Origin of the sequence: Anaerobacillus sp. MEB173, from assembly GCF_052119505.1 — a bacterium.
In the GTDB taxonomy this organism is placed as follows: domain Bacteria; phylum Bacillota; class Bacilli; order Bacillales; family JBJMAU01; genus JBJMAU01.
This window is the reverse complement of sequence record NZ_JBJMAU010000016.1, coordinates 1-17,019: the sequence shown is the minus strand read 5'-3', so window position 1 is coordinate 17,019 and position 17,019 is coordinate 1. Positions and strand designations below refer to the sequence as shown.

The following is a 17,019-nucleotide window of genomic DNA, read 5'->3' as shown; positions in this document are numbered from 1 at the left end:
TATTTTCCTACATTTAGAACATTATAAAAGTAGTTGTAAGAAATATGACTTTCCTTAAAAATAATTAACAATTGAAATGTATTTAAACTAAAGGAGGATGAATAATGGCGAATCGTAAAAAGAATGGAAACCAAGTACATAACGGAGATACAGAATTTGCAACAGAGCTTACGCAAAGTAAAAAAGCAAGGAAAAAAGCTGCAAGAGAAAGAAAAAATAATAGTTAGTGAACCTATAACCATATATCAATAGAGTATGGTTATTTATTTTTGTCTTAATAAAAAGGAACGGTTTAAAGTTATTGATTAATTTTTAACGAAATTCTACACTTACAACTAATTTAATTCATTACGAACGCAAAAAAACCGCCTTTCCCCCGTCAGCGGTTTTTTTGTGTTGCTATCAAGTAAAACAAACTTACAACCTTAAATTGTACTATTTTAATAAAAATATACTTAAATGTGGTGTAATATTAGTTTATAAAGTTTAAAACTACCGGAAAAGCCCTATGAAATGAAGTGATTGATGATTTCTCCTTGGAAGATTGAGTATAATTAAAATAAAAGGACGTGATAAGAATGCAAAGAAAACAATTGGGAAAATTCGATGAAGCTGACATATTTCCAGATGGTGTTTTTGCTTTTCCTCCCACTTCAGAAGAACCTAAAGTCAAAATACGGGCGTTGGGCGAATATTGCAAACAAAAAGGGGTTACACCTGACCAACTATCTAAAGAGGAAATACAGCAATTCTTAGTAGTTGATTGATCCTCTTTATTCTTACATAATACAAAAAGGCGATACCGCTTGGTTGTCAGTGAAATCTGGAACTGTATAAACACTCTTACTTGGTGAAGACAAAAGCCCTCAAATCCTAAAACAACTTTGAAGATTTCGTCAAATCATTTTCTAAATCCTTTAAGGAGTGCTTCCAATTCTTCAGCCGAATACGGTGTATGTTTTGCTACCTCTTCAATTGAATCACTATACACAAAGCTTTTCACAACGGTTAATATCCCATGATTGATTGCATCTTTTGTTCTGGTCCGTTCATCTAAAACAGCCTTCTCTCATGCATCCAATTAATCCACCTCTAATCTCTAGATGATAAAGACTAAAACCATCGCAATTCTATACAAGTCTACGTCACTTAAATCCTTCTGTTTGATTAACAACTGAACATCGTTAATCCCTTTCTGGTTAACATATTGTCTTAGTTGCTAACCTTCTTCTCCTGTTGCTTACGCCACCCGTATCGAGTAATTCCTCGTGGCTTGTACACTGATAAAATCATGATCAGAAGTAATACCACCAGTCCACCGACAGCGTGGTTTATTCCTGCCCCCATTAAACGAAGGTCGGATATGGAAGTTGTCGGATCTGCTGCTAGGCCAACCATCCCGCTAAGTGTTTGTGTAAATCCAAGTAAGATGATGGTAGCAAACACTGTTAGCACAAGTTTAAAAATGACCCAATAGTGCCGAAACAACCCCCATGGGGTGCCCAATGACATGATAAGCCCAGTTAAAAGTGAGGCAAAGGCCAAAGGAACAAGGACGTAAAAAGTGAGAGGTTCCAAGACAAGATAGGCGGCACGTACCATCTGAGCATCTTGGCTTTTCTGAGTTATTATCGCCAGTGCTAAATAAGCTATCACTGCACCAACCCAGCCAACCGAGATAGTGATATGCATAGTAAGCGAGAATTTTCGAATGCTCGGCGTCATGTTCATCAATGATCACCTTCCGAAGTCATATGGTTACTTGACAATAATTGACCTATTGGTGCGTTCTGATCAAGCTGTTCGTAAGATTCTCCCCCTTGGAAGTGGCGACCAGGACCATGGTTTCCACCAATACCAGTGAGTTTCAGGATGATGATCAATAGGACCAGAATAATAACAATGACCGCAGACACCTTCACCCAACGTGGTGTGCTTGGTGGTTGATCTTTAGTATCATTATTTGAATTCGGTAATTTACTCATGAAGGTAACCTCCTCTTTACTTTCAAGCATATTAGAGAAAAATAGTATAGCATTGCTTATGAGCAGAAGATGACATGTTAAAGTACTATTTTTTCTTCTACGTACCATCATTTAAACGAGTCTAATAAACAAGCTCCTATATTCTAAATAGGAGCCTTTAATTCTGCAAATCTAACTGCTTTTATTATAGACTTTCTCCTAGATTTCTCCAAGCTTTCTTCCATTCATATTTCCTTTTAAGATTTCTGAATGATTTAACCCGAACAGACCCCTAATATAGTCGGGGTAGGAAAATAGTATTTTAGGAGATTAGTAAAAGTCCTTATATATCAAGGTATTGAACCTCTTCATTGGAGTACTATATAGAGGTAAGATAGAGTGGTAATACCATTGGACCAGTATATATGACCAGCGTATTTGACCAATTTCTTATATATGACCACTACGTATGACTTTTATATTCGACCAATCCAACTCCTCCTCTGTTAGATTTCGTCCATGGACAGATATCCATTAATACAGGGTACCTACTCTATCCTTTTTGATTTTCCATTAAATAAATCACCGTGCAACTTGACGAATTCCCTTTATAACAATATTAATAATGAAATAATTAATGATGAATTGTAAGATTAAGAATCATCTTAGCTCTTTTCCTGAACCATAATGGTTTCAAATTAAGTACATTAAATCATTGGGATATACACCGGATATACTTTAGATATACATAGATTTGTCCATATTTTCAAATACAGGTTATTCGTCCTATTTTACTTCCACATGTGCTCAATGAGACTCTTCTCATTTTAAATTACTGACTATTTTTGGGAGTTGTAACCTATCTTCGGGAAGGATTTATGGTTCTTGTATATCCTAGGGGATATACAATGGATATACACGCTCACGTTCAGTAGGAAATTCCAGTTTTTTCTGAATACTTTTCCCCTAAGAACTTAATCATTCTATTCGACGGATAATTTTCTTAAATTAAATGCTCATGATAAAATATGCTTCACGCCAAAAATTAAGATTAAACCCCACTCTTCAACTATTCAATTTAGGCAAATGCCTTAGAACGATTAAATAAACAATATGAGCTGCAAAATTCACATACACTTCATCTACTTCAATATCAAATACCCGTTCAATTAGTTTTATCGATTCACCGTCATTTAGAATTTTGGTGTTCCCATGCTTATCGATAAGCTTTAAATTCAGCAAACCTTCCGTTGAACTTTTCCCCTGAAGGATTTCAATTTCTATATCTTGTTTTAGTTCTTTAAAGTAATACTCTTCGATTTCAGCAATAAAGTGAAATTCATCAATATCATAAACTGTTCCAATACTACTCGAAATGCTATCATGCATTTTAATTAAGCCCCCTCATGAATTCATACCTTTCAAATCCATATTAGCCCCATTATGTTTCTCAACGAATTCTTTAACAAACCCAAATCAGTAGTGATCGTAAAGCCTTGAAAAATAAACGTTAAGTGTAGGGATATAATAAATACCCAGACAAGCGTACAAGTTCGAATCTTTGTGCATACACATCTTCTGCTTTATATCTATCTTGTATCCAGAACCGCTAAAATGACGGTTTCTTATATCTCCGTTTAATAATTTACCGCTAAGAAAAAGCTAAATACCTATCACCTAGCCGCTACCCCCTGGCTAATTTCCCATAATTCTCTGCGTTTATTACTATATGAATAATAGGTTGAGGGATAAGGTATTTAACATTATTTGAAAGGGTATTTTGTTTTCTTCTTAAGAATACCCTCTCTTCTAAAATTACCATAATTTGGCCCAACGGAAAATCAAAGACTCTGCCGATAACCAAGTAACTTTGATATGACAATATCATTGGCTTCCACATGTGGCTGCAGTTTTTATTAAAACTTTGCAAAGAGTATGAAGATAACAGCTTAACTAAAAATATAATTCATCGAGAAAGGAGAAGGAAAATGGCAGTAAATATAGCGGTTCAAAAAAGCAACAGACAAACTTTAAATGAATTTATTTACAGCTCAAAGGAAGGAATTAACAGACAACAACTGTCAGTTAACTTAAACATCCCTATTCCATCAGATTCAATCATTATTTCAAAGGTAGAATTAGAGGAATTTAAAAAATTAGAACTAACTGGGGTCTATTGGTCTATGAAAGACGTTGAAAAAAAGGTTAATAGAAAATCGGAATGGATAAAAGAAAATATTCTCTATCCGACAAAATTTCGAAAAATCCTTGATGCAGAACATGGCGGATTTGTCTTTTACCCAAGGTCAAAGGGTCAAACATGGTCATTTCAAGCAACAAAAATGGCTAAGTTCCTGGATCAACATTTCGATCAAATCTTCTCTCAATAGTTTCAAAATGTTCAAGTTACACTATTTTACAGTTCATATCGATTCTATTAATCTACGGTATTACCAAGTAAATAGGCTTGGTAATACTCAATACACAACTATAGAGGTGACGTCTATGGCAAGCATACAAAAAAGAGGTAAAACCTATCAATATACAGTGAGTCACGTCGTAAATGGGGTTTCAAAGCCAATACGAAAAGGTGGATTTAAAACAAAAAAAGAAGCTCAAGTGGCTGCCTCAGAAATTGAAGCACAATTAAGTAGGGGAATATTACCGCATTTAAAACCTGAACCAATAGACGAGTATTTTGAAAACTGGTTTAAACTATACAAAACAAATCTAAGTACTACTACATTGCTTCATTACGACTACACGTTAAAGGCAATTCTAGAACACTTCGGTAGCAAACCATTACAGGAAATAAAGCGACATGACTACCAATTATTTTTAAATGAATTTGGAAAAAATAAATCTCGAGAAACAGTTGAGAAGGTTAATGCACACATCCGTTCAATGGTACAAGATGCAGTAGAAGAACAAATTCTCCTACACGATTTTACTAGGAAAGCAAAGTTATCATGGACAACACCTGCAAAAAAAGCAGACGAAAAGCATTTAAGTTATATAGAAACCAAGCAATTAAAAATAGCCGTTAAAAAACTATTAGATCAAGGTTTAGGCTACTATTTAATTTTTTTAGCTTTGGCAACCGGTGCTCGTTTTGCCGAATTAGTTGGACTAACAAGAGAGGACTTCGACTTCGATAACCGTACCATAAGAATCAATAAAACATGGGGTTACATGAAACGCTCCCCTAAAGGATTTGGCCCCACCAAGAACGAAAAATCCAATCGTACAATCAGAATGGGTGAACCAACAATGGCCGTCTTTAAGAGGCTATTTGAGACATCACCACCAAATATGTATAATTTAGTTTTTTATAGCCCACAGTCTAAGTACAAAGTTATTAGTAACACTGGTGCAAATAAGATTTTACAAAAAACATTAACTGAACTAGGAATTGAGCCGATTTCAATGCATGGATTGAGGCATACACACGCTAGTATTCTTTTATATAAAGGTGTTTCCATTTATTATGTGAGTGAACGATTAGGACACAAAGATATCGATACTACCCATAAATACTATTCTCACATTGTCAAAGAATTGCGTGAAGAAGATGAGCAAAAGACCGTTGATACTTTTGAGGAAATGTAAGCTCAGAGCATAATTTTTGCTCTGAGCTTTTACTTAATTATTTTTTTCAAATTACGCCTTTAATGTTGAATATCCCCTTTTACTATTGAACAGTATATTTGTACTATGCAGCAATTGGATCTGTTTTTTATCATTTCTCTTGTTCAACATAAGCTCTCCTTTACTTCAATAAAAATCAATGTTATTTATCTCTTACATTTATCTCAAAAGTTGCACCATTAAATTCTAGGGTTACTTGATTGTCCCAATTTAAGAATTCATTGCAAGTTATTAAAAGCTTATCATCATTCCAATTATGAAACTTTATCATATCCATTTCTATGGGACTTTTAATTAACTTTTTATCTTTTAATGTAGGACCTAATATCTCTATTGAGTAATTATCTGCAATAATAAAATCTCCTCCTGGTGTAACAGTTAAACATTGATATTGAGGATCAGAATCATATTGCTTTAATTCTCCAGTCAAGCAATCTACCTCAAATAAATAATCTGAGGTTAGCACAAGGACAATATTGTATTTTGCGGATATTGCAACGGCTCTTGGATAGCCTCGAAATTCACCACACCATTCAGTAAAATCACCATTTGTGAATTTAACCCATGACCAATCTGGAGAATTCCAACTACTCGGAATGTCATAAATCCTTTCTTCGTATTCACCAGAATAAGGTTGATTTATTATCTCTGCTTTAACTATCATTTAACACCCACCATTACTTGGTTCTTTAATAGTTGATTAAATTTTATAACAACATCTTCAATTCCTTTGAATTAACCCACCCGTTGAAGACCGATATTAAGTTCTTTCCCACAATCTCTCTACGTTTCTTAACAATTTGCCATCAAAAGTTAATATATATTTATATGGCATATCGAGATTTAGCCTTCTGAGTCTTCCAGATACGCCTCGCTAGTTCAAAAAGAAGATACTTATTAAATACTAATATTCGCTTACAACAGCCCCTAAAGATATTGCCCTAATGTGTTTTTCTTCTTTTAGTTTTAATAATTCTTCTTTTGTTCCAGTTACCACAACACCAAGGACTAACCCTTCTTTCATGTTTTGTTTTGTACTTTCTAGAAGTTGGTCTATTAAGAAGTCATAATTCCCTGTGCTTTTTAGTTCTTCTAATATAGCGATAAAATCTTCTTCATTCTGAGCTACTGTCTCCGTAGCGTCTCCTTCTGCTTTAAGTCCAGTAGCATTAAAACCATACAGATGTGATGAAGAATCTCCCGATTCATGAAATCCTTTTAATGCTTCTTTTGCATTTTGATTATATTGGTCAACCCTATACCAAGTGATTTTATTTTTCAGCTTAAAAAATTCTTGGATTTCACTGACTGAAAATGGTTGGTCAAAAGAGATGGCTACTTCCATTACTGCATCATTAGGAGCATTTTGAATTAAGTCTAAATCGTAATGAACAGCCTTGTATTCAAACGAAGGATGATAAAACAGCATCGTTCTCTGTCCATTTGTAGTGTTATAACTTCGATACTCTTCTTCGGTTTTACCTACTCTTGTCTCATCGTATACCTCTAATGCTGACGATTTATTATTATGTCCCATTGCATTAAACGTTCGTGTATCTTGCCCCCACGGTACTACTCTATCTTCAATTAACTTATATTTATTGTAGGTGTACGTTCCCGATAGAATCCCGTAATCGAACTTACCTCCTCCAATTTGAATATTTGGTTCTGAAATTTTAAATAATAACCTATTTGTCTCAACTGCTTTATGATGAGCCTTATTTACAACCTGACCGTTAATAATTATAAATATTGCACCTAAAATAAGCAGTGATATAGTAGAGATGACTATATTTCGAATAATACTTTTTCTTTTTGCTTTTTTAACTATTTCTTCAATATCATTGGACTTAAATGGTTCATTTTTCATTATTATCCCTCCCAAAAATTTTTGTAAGCTTTTGCCTTGCACGATATAAATAAGTCTTAACGTTACTCTCTTTTAATTTAAGATGCTCAGAAATTTCTTTATATGAAAATTCATCATCATATTTCATTTTTATTAACTTTCGTTCAAGTGGTTTTAACTTGCTTAGCACCTTTTCATACTCTTCTTTTGTTTCTTGTTTAATTATGGCATCTTCTAAATGATTTTCCTCCGATTCTAATAAATAATCCTCAAACTCGATTATTGAACGGCGGTTATTTTTTCTACACAAATCGTAATATTGATTGATGGCAACCTTGTAAAGCCATGACTTAAATGCCTTAGAGTTTATCCCATCGATATTTAGAAATCCACGATATAGGGATTCTTGAACAATATCTTTTGCATCTTCTGGATTAGCCCCCATCGAGCAAAGTTTTTGATATATATCATTAGTTAATCTAGTTATTTCTTCATTTGAGGGCTGACTCATTTCTTCATCTCCTTTCACAAATACTAAAACGAATTAGTGTTGATTATGTATACAAATAATTTAAGTTTTTTTGCGGACACCTTGAATATAAAAAAAGCTTTACTTCCTAATTGGAGTAAAGCTTAACGATATGAGGAATTTTACTACTATTTTTACCAAAAACATATCTTTTCCTTCTTCAACAATACTGATCCGTTAGTTTAAGTGAAAAATTTCACAATGTCGCAAATCTCCATACTAAAATCATACCAGAAGATAACGAATTATTGTTCATATTTTCCACAATTATGGTAATAATCATTGCGTAGTAAGAGTCTAATACGAAAAAACGATCACTCTAAAAAAGTGACCGCCTTAATGATTGTTTAACAAGTATCCTTGTACTACACAACAAATGACTCTGACATTTTTCGTTTTTCTTATTAAAGATAAGCAACCATTTCGTATTATAAGGTCAGCCAGAATTTCAGGTTGACCATTTCTAATATGGTTTTATTTTTACGGTTGCCGGGGTAGAACGTCCGCACCCGTGGAGCTAGACTCCTTAAAGTACCCTACTTGTATAAACATCTTTGAGACTGGTTGGACTCGAGGCAAATGCTCATGCACTGCGGCTGATAATGATTTGTATTTAGTAGTCATGGTGTTTAATTATTTATTGGTTGCCTCGGAGCGCGCGAAGCCCTTCCCGAAGCAGAAGAATGCCAATACCTACCATAATGGCCCCCGTAACTATGCCGGGGTGATAGAGTCCGCCCTCCCATTCCCGCACAAGGTGGTAGGATTGTGCTATGAGAAACAGGCCAAACAAAAAGAGTGGTATAGACGCTGCCCGTCCGCCTCGAAACGCTCCATACAGGGAGAAAATCCATACGAACACAATCGCAGAAATGAAAACTAAAAACGCAAGGTTGGGATCGTCAAAATTTTTCTGAAACAACGTGAAAAGTACATCCGGCACATCTGTAAACGCTGAATGCGCAAAAACCCAATGTTCGACAATGTGTGCCAGCCCTACAACAATTGCCGCAAGGAACAGCGTGGCACGGTCTTTGCTCATATGCTTTACTATTTTTTTCATACTTAAAATGCCCCTTATGATTTACTTGTTAATGTTTGTTTTCTTGACCTTCCAATTTATGATGAATTTTTTTGAAAACGCACATAAGGTCTTTAACTCCTTTTTCGGACATGAATGCTAATAATTCTCTTTGTTTTTCTATACGAGCTTGACGCAGGTGAAAAACTTAATTACATTCTTTCACAAAGTCACCTAGAATTAAAGAGCTTTATTGCGCAGTAAGTGTCTAATACGAAAAAAGATCACCCTAAAAGAGCGATCGCCTCACATGATTATTTAATTACAAGTATCCTTGTACTGCTCAGCAAATGCCTTTGTTTTGCCTTTAAGATCCCCCTACTATTTCTAAATAGCATCGTTCCCTATTATCCTTTTCCTTCAATATTTCTATTAAAATGGGTTTCAATATACTCCTTTGCTTCTTGATATGTTTTAACACTAAAATCCTGATAACGAACATGGATATCCAAAATTTCCACCAATGCCTCGTTTACAAGTTCTTTGTTATCCCATTTAAGAAGAGCCTGAACTACCGTTTCTAAACAACCTTTTTTATAGCTGATTTGACCAAGTACGTGGATCACCATATTTCTTACACGTTTTACTTTTTCAAACTGTACTTCTTCAAGTAATGGTAATACTTCCTCGGGATGCGTCCTACCCCTTAGCTCTACCCCATGAATAACTTCTCTTCGAATTTCCGCCTCAGGATGATGTAGAAACTTTTTTGCAAAGGACAGAATGGGTTTGGGATTAACTTGTCCCATCTTTTTTAGGGACCCAATTACGGCATTTCTAACGGAATGATGTTTATCAAATAGAGCTGCTTCAAAGAATTCCAGCACAATCACTGCATCCCTTTTACCAATTTCACCAAGACAATTAACAGCTGTTTGTCTAATTTTTTCATTTTCATTATTCATTAGGTTCCTTAGGATTTGAATAATTTCGCTTTGAATTGAAGGGTTTGAATCATACATGCGACCCAAAATAAGATACGTGTTTTTTCGAACATAGGTATCACTATCGGATGCATAGAGGAGAATGTAATGGAGCTTATTCTCTGTAAGATCAATTAAGATATCGTCTTTCATTTTGCTGTAAAATTGAACTCGTTCATCTTTTGTAAGGTCATAATAGCCCATTTGATCACCCCCTTTAAATATAAGACAATATTTTAAGTCATTTTATTTATTTCAGAAGTTCTCTTTAGCTTTTTCCCAAGATTTATGTTACTCAAAGAAAATTAAACCTTCATTATCATGAATTGTAATGTCTATTTCCACCGCTCCAACTTATGAAGGTTCTTTACAAACATCCTTGCTAAAAACTTCGGAAATCCCATTTCGATGCATTTACCTATTACAATTTGTTTCATTTCATCTACAGAAATGTGTTTTTGCAAGAATTCCCCTTCTTGATAGCAATGTTTACAGTACATCGAACTTTTCTCTAAATGCTTTTCCGTACCGCGATCTTCTGTTTTCTTTAATGGCATAGCACAGCTTTGACATTTTTTATATTCTTTCATACTACCACCTCAATATTTACTTTCATTAAGCTTCTAATGCTTTATAGATTTTTTTAACTCTCTTTAATTGAGCAGCTGTTAGGTATTTTTCTCTTGCTCGTAACACTTCCAAAAATTCCTCTTTATTTTCATCAGTTACGGCTAAAAGTGTACTTTCAGAGTGCTGAGGAATTTCCTTTGGTCTGCAATTCTCCAGATGATGGAGTAAGAATGGAAAAATTTCATTATTGTTTTCCTTACTTACAGCTGCTAGCTTTGCAAGAGTTAGAACACCTTTATCTATTGTAATAACCGAACCAATTTTCATGACACTTTTTATTGTGTCAAGATGAGTCATAATGGTTTCTGATGCTTCATCAGCTATCATTGCTAATGCAGTCATTCCGCCCCAGACCAAACGATTATTACGACTCTTTAGCAACTCTATGAAAATTATGGCATATTTGCTTATGAGTTCTGGTTTCACTTGTCCGATTTCATATGCTACTTTAATACAATCGTTTTGAATTTTTTTATCCTTTGTAGATAGGTTTTCAATGATTTCTTCGATACCTGCATGATTTTCCTCGTTAGCTAGCTTATGTGCCAGCTCAATATTCGGCTCTTCATCATTCCTACCGAGTTGAGACGCTAGTTGATTCACTACTGACATTTTCATCCCTCTTTAATAAGATTTAATTCTTTTAGTAATACTACCACAAGTAATCAGACACCATTATGTCGTATATGTTAATATTTTTCACAAATTTTCTTTGCTTTTTCCTTAATAATATGCCTAATATGTTGGGGCTCAAGAACTTCAACCTGATCGCCTAGACTTAAAATCATACGATAAACCCATTCATCTTCTGGAAATGTTTCAGTCAAATAAATCCACCCGTCTTCGCTAAAATCCAAATCATCAAATTCAAAATAATCCTCTAGCTGATTTAGGGCATGATGAGTGAATTTCAGACTTAATGTGACATTTTTTTGATCGTGGTGATAGAAGTTATACTCATCAGTATTTTCTCTTTGTTCAATATCTTGGTTTGTGAGTTTTATGTTTCGCATTCTTCCTAATTTAAACAAGCGATATTCATTTCGTAATTTACAAAAAGAATATACATACCATTTATTCACCTTAAGAATCAAGGTAATGGGCTCAATTTCTCTTTCTGTATAGCTTCCATTTGTATCTATATACTGAAAAGCAATTACTTTATTTGACTCAATCGATTTTTTGATTGTATTTACCTTTTCTGTTCTTTTTTTAGTCGGTCCCCAACCACCAAAATCTAACAAAATCGGCGAATGTTGTTTTCTATCATTCACTTTTATTGAGGCAAGTTTTTCAATAATTTGTTTTAACTGTTTATCATCATAGGTTTTATATACACCTTCTAATGTAGTAAGCAGCAACTCATATTCTAAATCATTAAATAGACCTGTACTAATTTTGTATTCCTCAAGAATTCCGTAGCCTCCATTCGATCCTTTATATGATACAATTGGGATTCCAGCCATGTTTATTGAATCGATATCTCTTTGAACCGTTCTAACAGAGACCTCAAACTCTTCTGCAAGTTCTTTTGCCGTCATTCTATTTTTATTTAATAACTTAATGATAATCGCAAGTAATCGTTCTACCTTCATGTTTTATAGCTCCATTTACATTTGATTTGATTATTTGTCACAACTAATATGTCTATTTTCAGCAAATATTATCTAAAAGTCTTTGTAGGCTGCTGGAACTCATAAACCTATAATTTTTTAGATAAAATGCACCTTAATACTAAAATGCATTCCGTTTATTTATGTAATAATAAAACTGATTACTTATGAAACAAACTTAACTTGGATTTCTGATAATTTTTATTACGTTTACTCTGGTTGTTATTCTGCTGAACTGGAACGTTAGCTTAAGTACATTGTTTCAAAAAGTCACTTAAAAATGAAGATATTTATTGCGCAGTAAGAGTCTACTACACATTTAAGAAAGACGATTTTCTTATTCATGATTACTAGCCGTTAATTGTAAGTACAAATTTCACAACCCTTATCCTAATTTAACAACTAAGAATGAACAATAGTACAATATCATAAGGACTTTTATTCAGTATCATCCCAGAGGTAGACAATTTCTTTGAGTATTTGCTCTCGCAATTGTGGTTTTAACATTGTTTCAGTAGCTAAATCAACCTTCACACCTAATATATCCTCTAAATAATATTTAATAGACAAAAATTCTAAACCGAGTGCCTTCTCAGATTCTATTAGAATATCTACATCACTAGAATCTTGTTGTTCATTACGAGCGTATGAGCCAAAAATGCCAATTTTTTTAATCCCGTATTCTTCTTGTAAGAATTTTTTTGATGCTTTTATTTGTTTTTCCAGAACTTTCATTATTGCATCACAGACACCCTTCTCTTATAACCACTTTTCAAAAAAACCTGCCCATTGGTAAATGGTGCCTGACCCTCAGTGCAGTAATACTTTACTGTACCGGGGGTCAGGTACTTTAATCCTCTTTCTTACAGTCGGTTGTGTATTTCTTCCCAATTGATTAGTAAGGTGCATTCTATTTTATGATCTCGTTCGAGCTTAGCCATATATAAGGAATAGAAAGATTTAGTTAACATGAGCATTTGGGAGTAATTGAAGGCTAATGGATTCCAGGCACTCAGCCAAAGCTTAATGACATTACCGGACATGGTTAAGGAGTGCCCCATTGTTAACATACTTGAAAGCTTATAATCTCGCTTTAAATCCATTTCGGTAGAAGGATTTGTAATCCAATGGTACCCTCTAATAATCATTTCTACGGTTAATGGTACCAATGACATCGTTAAAAAATGATTGAAGTTGTATCCCCCATGAGTGTACATACGCTCCGCTAATTCATTTAACTTCATTTTTCGGGTAACTCCCCGATCATTAATATCGAATGGCGTATCTACCGTAATAGCTTGGGTAATTGAAAAAAATGGAGGGACTACTCCTCTTTTTGTACCGACGTCGGTTACAAAATGGGCTAATGTTTTAATAATAGCCACAAATAGATTGCTCTTACCGAATCCAGGGTTATTTAACACGGCTAAGTTACCATTTTGATCAAAAACCGTCATCGTACCCCGCATACAATCTAACACCCCGAACACTAGCTGCAATACAGGATCATGTCCGACCGTTTTTAACCGATGGAGATTAGGATTAATCTTTATCTTTGCTGTTTCAGGAATAATTCTCTCAAACTCCTTCACCTTTACCGCATCGTACGGTGTCTTTGCCCACTTTTCCAAATCCTTCAACTTACTGTTGTTTTCTGGGTCCAAATAAGTACTCGTCAATTTATTGAGCCATTTCCCTACTGGACTTTCAGATCCTGGAGGAACATATTTTTCTGACACCCCAGCAGGGAGCTTTACAACAAGATAATCGACCAAAAACCCTACTAACGCAGCAATTCCCACAACGGTATAATCCCATTTATTCCAGCGAACATCTCCAAACTGTTGATGGAATTTCCCTTCAACCCCTTTGATTTGCTGCACCGTTAACATCTGTTTTATCGGATCTGTCGACAAATCTAATTGGTATTTCTCCATATACATGTCAATTTCTTTTCCATACGCCTGCCAATCATCATTACTGCTCAATCCCCCAATAATCGGCACAGGCTGAAACTTCGGTAACTTATAATCCACCTCTTGGAGCTCCGTTTCCGCAAGCTCCATCTTATTAGAAACTGACACCTCTTCCAAATCCTGTTCGTCTCTGTTCATTCCTAAAGTAGAGTATAAATCACCCATTTGTTGATCTAATTCCTCCAGGTCATCACTTTGCTCCTTGTTCGCTTTTTGAACTTCTTTTGCTAAGCACGTCAGTTTCCCTAGATTTTGCTCGCTCCGTTTAAGTTGATCCTGCTGCACCAATAAAGATTTTTCAATATCCTTCATGCTCTACTCCTTCTGGTGAAGTACTTCTTCTAAATTAATCCCTTTTTCTTGCAGCGTTTTTAATGCTCGGGTAAAAACTTGTAGTTCCTTCCCCAGTTTTTCTATTTTCACCTGGTTAACCTCTTTATCATGAATAAGGGACACTACCTGCTCAGCAAAAAAGTTGACATCTTCCGCTAAATTATTAATGGTCTTTTGATTGTTTTTAATAATTTCCTGGATGAAAAACTCCCTTTTTTGGGTCTTCGAACGTTCCGATCCCCCTGTTAACCATTGGATACCCTTATAAACGCCAACACCTACAATTAATAAGACACCAATTCCAGTTACCATCGAAGAAAGCCCTAGCACGCCCCCAAGACCTAATGCAGCTAAGCCCGATGTTATTCCAGCAGCACTTAAACCAACCACACTTCCACTCATATAAATGGCAGCTATTGGTACCCCTACTGCCCCAGCTTTTGCTGCAAGATCCTTTGCATTCTTAATAATTTGATCGTCTTTCACTTCTCCCCGCATGATTTTTTCATCATTCCTAATCCCTTGTTCAATCACTTCTATTTGGCTATCATTCAAGTCATAACGTTTGGCCAGAAACCGGACCGTTTCAACAGAAATAGCAGGGATATCCCCTTGCTTTATTCGCATTACACGAATAACATCCTTAATCAGAGAGATCTGTAGCGCTTCCTCCGAACCTGTTGGAATAGACACTTCCATTTCTAGTAGAAGCTCCTCTAATTCCCTCTGAACGTTAGCAATATAGGAACGCACTTCGTGTCTTAATTCCACCGTAAAATTCAATTGTGTCATTAACGTTTGGATTTCCGAAAGGGACACCCCGTCCACTTCACCGTATTCCGATAAAACATATTGGACAATCACCTTCAAGTAATTTACCTTCACTTCGTCCGACATATCCTCGAGGATCACAATTTTATCCGTTTCATCTACTTCCCCTGTTTTTTTAAAGTGGATGACGTCTGTTAAAAAGTCAAAAAAAGCCTTCCCATTGAGATAACTTGGATCAATGGGGAAATCTAATTTTTCTTCCTCTAGTTCAACATGTAATAGAAGCTCGACCTTAGGATCCTTATTTTTCTGATGAATCTTCTTTTCCTCTTTGGTCACGTTTATCAAGGTTCCAAATGGGATATAGATTGGTTTATTTGTAAACTCCTTATAATAGAAGCCAGCCTTTGTAATGATAAAACCATCTTTTCCAGTTCCAAAAACGGAGGCATCACACAAAACAAGAACATTGCTTGGACTAACCCCTTCACCATAAGAGGCAATTGCCTTTGCCAATTTCTTCTCCGGAATCTCTTCCCCAACTAATACCTTGTGCTTTCCCATAAGCTCCTTCCCATGCGTCGTAATTAATTCTTCAAAATTAGTAAACTTTGACTTTTCCATCTCTGACAAAGCCATCCACTCTCCATTTCAATAATTATTTATATATGATAAAAATTGCTATAATGAGGTAGTACCGTTGTTCAAAATCAAAAGGAACAATCAACTTAGGAAGTTCCTGCAATGTCACGTAAACATTCAGTTAGTTAAATTTTACCACATAATGATCTAAGCATTATACCTTTAACAACAAGGAAGACCATGGAGGAAGCTTCGGTCCCTCTTAAAGAAAAACAAAAAAACCAACCTCAGTAAAAGTAGAGGTAGGACTCTAAATAAATTAATCGTATAGGAAGGACGGATATCCTAGTAATTAGATAAATACTCACCACTTCAAACTGCCCTTCTTCCGATAGATGGTAACAATATGTAACCATAAATTTTATTTTACTCTTTTAGACTAAGTACAACCCTAACCAAACAACTATTAGTAACGACTTTAAGGAAAATTCCTTGTGTAAAATTTGTGTAAAAACAATTCATTTCTTATCGTTTTCTATCGTATTCTCAAAAAACAAAAAAACTCACAAACATTGATATATCAACGTTTGTGAGCTATCTCATTGATTTTAAATTAACGTAAATTATGTAGATGGTACCGGTGGTCGGGGTCGAACCGACACTCCAGAAGGAACACGATTTTGAGTCGTGCGCGTCTGCCAATTCCGCCACACCGGCACTATATAATGGCGCGCCCTGAGAGATTCGAACTCCCGACCTTTTGATTCGTAGTCAAACACTCTATCCAGCTGAGCTAAGGGCGCAGATATTATGATATTGTATTTTTATTGAAGACTAGATCAGAGCTAAGCTATGCTTAAAATAAAAAACAGCTGAAATTTTATAGCAACCAATAAATTACTATCAATTATCAACTTAATTAAAGTGGTGCCGAGGGCCGGACTTGAACCGGCACGGTAGTCACCTACCGCAGGATTTTAAGTCCTGTGTGTCTGCCAATTCCACCACCCCGGCTAGGACTATACAATATAAAATTTATGGAGGCGGCACCCGGATTCGAACCGGGGGATAAGGGTTTTGCAGACCCGTGCCTTACCACTTGGCTATGCCGCCTTATTTA

General features: G+C 35.2%; 18 protein-coding genes and 4 tRNA genes. 4 read left to right on the top strand and 18 right to left on the bottom strand.

What is annotated here, in order from left to right; translation table 11 throughout:
* The first annotated feature begins 104 nt into the window (after positions 1-104).
* Together ACJ2A9_RS19495 and ACJ2A9_RS19490 are read left to right on the top strand one after the other, a co-directional pair.
* Positions 105-227, top strand: a complete 123-nt coding sequence (locus tag ACJ2A9_RS19495) for a hypothetical protein (protein WP_441423362.1) — start codon at positions 105-107, stop codon at positions 225-227.
* A gap of 351 nt (positions 228-578) precedes the next feature.
* Positions 579-767 carry a hypothetical protein gene (locus tag ACJ2A9_RS19490; protein WP_441423361.1) on the top strand — a complete coding sequence of 63 codons (189 nt, stop codon included), beginning with the start codon at positions 579-581 and terminating at the stop codon, positions 765-767.
* Between the two features lie 445 nt (positions 768-1,212).
* Here the strand turns inward: ACJ2A9_RS19490 and ACJ2A9_RS19485 are convergent, their stop codons facing one another.
* From ACJ2A9_RS19485 to ACJ2A9_RS19475, 3 genes are all read right to left on the bottom strand, one after another.
* Complete coding sequence (locus ACJ2A9_RS19485; protein ID WP_441423360.1) at positions 1,213-1,602, bottom strand: DUF2269 domain-containing protein; 390 nt, start codon at positions 1,600-1,602, stop codon at positions 1,213-1,215.
* A 128-nt stretch (positions 1,603-1,730) separates the two neighbouring features.
* Positions 1,731-1,985 carry a hypothetical protein gene (locus ACJ2A9_RS19480; RefSeq protein WP_441423359.1) on the bottom strand — a complete coding sequence of 85 codons (255 nt, stop codon included), beginning with the start codon at positions 1,983-1,985 and terminating at the stop codon, positions 1,731-1,733.
* A gap of 1,044 nt (positions 1,986-3,029) precedes the next feature.
* Positions 3,030-3,353 (bottom strand): hypothetical protein, encoded by a 324-nt coding sequence (locus ACJ2A9_RS19475; RefSeq protein WP_441423358.1) that lies wholly within the window; start codon positions 3,351-3,353, stop codon positions 3,030-3,032.
* Positions 3,354-3,952: 599 nt separating this feature from the next.
* Between ACJ2A9_RS19475 and ACJ2A9_RS19470 the strand changes: the two genes are divergently transcribed.
* Positions 3,953-4,354, top strand: a complete 402-nt coding sequence (locus tag ACJ2A9_RS19470; protein WP_441423357.1) for a DUF771 domain-containing protein — start codon at positions 3,953-3,955, stop codon at positions 4,352-4,354.
* Between the two features lie 115 nt (positions 4,355-4,469).
* Positions 4,470-5,573, top strand: coding sequence for a tyrosine-type recombinase/integrase (locus ACJ2A9_RS19465; protein WP_441423356.1), 1,104 nt, complete (start codon positions 4,470-4,472; stop codon positions 5,571-5,573).
* 181 nt (positions 5,574-5,754) lie between these two features.
* On the opposite strand, the gene ACJ2A9_RS19460 is transcribed toward ACJ2A9_RS19465, so the two are convergent.
* The 15 genes from ACJ2A9_RS19460 to ACJ2A9_RS19390 form a co-directional block, all read right to left on the bottom strand.
* Positions 5,755-6,276 carry a hypothetical protein gene (locus ACJ2A9_RS19460; RefSeq protein WP_441423355.1) on the bottom strand — a complete coding sequence of 174 codons (522 nt, stop codon included), beginning with the start codon at positions 6,274-6,276 and terminating at the stop codon, positions 5,755-5,757.
* A 240-nt stretch (positions 6,277-6,516) separates the two neighbouring features.
* On the bottom strand, positions 6,517-7,482 hold the full coding sequence (locus ACJ2A9_RS19455; protein WP_441423354.1) for an anti sigma factor C-terminal domain-containing protein: 966 nt from the start codon (positions 7,480-7,482) through the stop codon (positions 6,517-6,519).
* Positions 7,472-7,972, bottom strand: coding sequence for an RNA polymerase sigma factor (locus ACJ2A9_RS19450; protein ID WP_441423353.1), 501 nt, complete (start codon positions 7,970-7,972; stop codon positions 7,472-7,474). Before ACJ2A9_RS19450 ends, ACJ2A9_RS19455 begins: the two co-directional genes overlap by 11 nt.
* 655 nt (positions 7,973-8,627) lie before the next feature.
* The gene (locus ACJ2A9_RS19445) at positions 8,628-9,053 is read right to left on the bottom strand and encodes a hypothetical protein (RefSeq protein ID WP_441423352.1); all 426 of its coding nucleotides are present in this window, start codon (positions 9,051-9,053) and stop codon (positions 8,628-8,630) included.
* A 365-nt stretch (positions 9,054-9,418) separates the two neighbouring features.
* Complete coding sequence (locus ACJ2A9_RS19440; RefSeq protein ID WP_441423351.1) at positions 9,419-10,198, bottom strand: sister chromatid cohesion protein PDS5; 780 nt, start codon at positions 10,196-10,198, stop codon at positions 9,419-9,421.
* 131 nt (positions 10,199-10,329) lie between these two features.
* Entirely contained in the window at positions 10,330-10,584 is a 255-nt protein-coding gene (locus ACJ2A9_RS19435) for a zinc ribbon domain-containing protein (RefSeq protein ID WP_441423350.1), read from the bottom strand.
* A 25-nt stretch (positions 10,585-10,609) separates the two neighbouring features.
* Positions 10,610-11,236, bottom strand: a complete 627-nt coding sequence (locus tag ACJ2A9_RS19430; protein WP_441423349.1) for a hypothetical protein — start codon at positions 11,234-11,236, stop codon at positions 10,610-10,612.
* Between the two features lie 77 nt (positions 11,237-11,313).
* Positions 11,314-12,219 carry a helix-turn-helix transcriptional regulator gene (locus ACJ2A9_RS19425; protein ID WP_441423348.1) on the bottom strand — a complete coding sequence of 302 codons (906 nt, stop codon included), beginning with the start codon at positions 12,217-12,219 and terminating at the stop codon, positions 11,314-11,316.
* 456 nt (positions 12,220-12,675) lie between these two features.
* Positions 12,676-12,972 (bottom strand): nucleotidyltransferase family protein, encoded by a 297-nt coding sequence (locus tag ACJ2A9_RS19420; RefSeq protein WP_441423347.1) that lies wholly within the window; start codon positions 12,970-12,972, stop codon positions 12,676-12,678.
* A 128-nt stretch (positions 12,973-13,100) separates the two neighbouring features.
* Positions 13,101-14,525 (bottom strand): hypothetical protein, encoded by a 1,425-nt coding sequence (locus ACJ2A9_RS19415; protein WP_441423346.1) that lies wholly within the window; start codon positions 14,523-14,525, stop codon positions 13,101-13,103.
* A gap of 3 nt (positions 14,526-14,528) precedes the next feature.
* Positions 14,529-15,956: a hypothetical protein gene (locus ACJ2A9_RS19410; protein WP_441423345.1), complete on the bottom strand. Its 1,428-nt coding sequence runs from the start codon at positions 15,954-15,956 to the stop codon at positions 14,529-14,531.
* 575 nt (positions 15,957-16,531) lie between these two features.
* Positions 16,532-16,616 (bottom strand) — tRNA-Leu (locus ACJ2A9_RS19405).
* A gap of 9 nt (positions 16,617-16,625) precedes the next feature.
* Positions 16,626-16,702, bottom strand: a tRNA-Arg gene (locus tag ACJ2A9_RS19400).
* Between the two features lie 122 nt (positions 16,703-16,824).
* Positions 16,825-16,913: transfer RNA gene (locus tag ACJ2A9_RS19395), tRNA-Leu, on the bottom strand.
* Positions 16,914-16,937: 24 nt separating this feature from the next.
* Positions 16,938-17,012: transfer RNA gene (locus ACJ2A9_RS19390), tRNA-Cys, on the bottom strand.
* Positions 17,013-17,019 lie beyond the last annotated feature (7 nt).